We start from the raw sequence: 1,544 nt of genomic DNA, 5'->3' as shown, positions 1-1,544 counted from the left end.
CCCTCGGAGCCTCGGGGGTACCCGTGCACGCGGACCGGGGGCCGGCCGGCGGATTCCGACTCATGGACGGCTACCGCACCCGCCTCACCGGCCTGACCGACGCCCAGGCGGGCTCCCTGTTCCTCGCCGGTGCCCCCGGACCCGCCAGGGACCTCGGGTTGGGCGCCGACCTGGCCGCCGCCCAACTGAAACTCCAGGCCGCCCTCCCGGCCGAACTCGCCGTCCGGGCCCGGCAGATCCAGGAGCGCTTCCACCTCGACGCCCCCGCGTGGTTCCGGGACGCCGACCCCGTCCCGCACCTCGGGACGATCGCCCGGGCGGTGTGGGACCAGCGGATCCTGCGCACCCACTACCGCCGCTGGGGCGGTGAGGTCCACCGTGACCTGTGGCCGCTCGGCCTCGTCCTCAAGGGCGGCATCTGGTACCTCGTGGCCCGGGCCCACACCCGCGGCGACGTACCCGCGGAGGTACGGGGCGACGCTTCGACGCGGGCGCGGCCGGCGGAGGCCCGGGCCGCTGGACCCGCCGGAGATCGGCCCGTCGTGCAGGTGGATGTGCGGCCCGTTGTACCGGCGGAGGTGCGGCCCGAAGCCCTGGCGGAGGCGCGGACCGGCGCATCGACGGAGGTGCCGGACGTCGTACCTGCGCTGGCGCGGACCGTAGTACCGGCCGAGGCGCGGCCCGACGACTCGGCGGAGGCGCGGCCCGACGACTCGGCGGAGGCGCGGCCCAGCGCACCAGCGGAGGCGCCGACTGCCGTTCCGATCGAGGGGCGGCCGGACGTGCCGGTGGAGGCCCGGGGCGTTGTGCCAGTGGAGGCGCGGACCGGTGCGTCGGCGGAGGCCCGTGCCGTACCGGCGGAGGCGCGGACATCGGCGGAGGCTGGGGCCCTAGTGCCGGCGGAGGCGCGGACCGACGCGCCCGCGGAGGCCCGGACCGTTGTACCGGCCGAGGCGCGGGCCGGCCTGCCTGCCGCCGTACGGGCCGACGTGCATGCCGAGGTCCGCGTCGGCGAGCGGCCCGACGCGGAAGCCGGTGTGCGGACCGATCCGGAGGCCGGCATGCGGCCCGGCGCGCCGGCCGACGGCAGGGGCGGCGGCAGGGCCGGGGCCCGGGGTGAGGGTGCCGTGCGGAGCTATCGGGTGGGGCGGTTCCTCGGAGTCGAAGTTCTCGACGAGTGCTTCGAGCGGCCCGCCGGGTTCGAACTCGCCGCGTACTGGGAGGAGTCCGCCCGCCGGCTGGAAGCGGCCGCGATCCGCCAGACCGCCGTCGTACGGCTCTCCCCGCGCGCCCTGCGCCTGCTGCCGATGCAGTTCGGCGCGGCGGGCGTCCGCGCCCTCGCCGCCGCCGGGCCGCCCGACGCGGACGGCTGGGCCACGGCCGAACTCGACGTGGAATCCGAGGCCGTGGCCGTCGGCGACCTGCTCCGCCTCGGTGCGGAGGCCGAGGTGATCGGCCCGCCCGAACTGCGCCGGGCCCTCGCGCGGACGGTCGCGGAGCTGGCCGGGCGCTACCGCGGGGAAACAGGTTGCGCCGGGTCCGCC

Annotated in this window: 2 pseudogenes; both read left to right on the top strand. The window is 78.0% G+C overall.

Going from position 1 to position 1,544, the window contains the following annotated elements:
• Positions 1 to 446 (top strand): annotated as a pseudogene (locus tag ACWGDE_RS38855) (helix-turn-helix transcriptional regulator); the annotation flags it as partial.
• A 663-nt stretch (positions 447 to 1,109) separates the two neighbouring features.
• Positions 1,110 to 1,544 (top strand): annotated as a pseudogene (locus ACWGDE_RS38850) (helix-turn-helix transcriptional regulator); the annotation flags it as partial.

The sequence above is a fragment of the Streptomyces sp. NPDC054956 genome, from assembly GCF_053609185.1.
The sequence above is the reverse complement of the archived record's forward strand: the minus strand, read 5'-3'. Positions and strand labels throughout refer to the sequence as shown.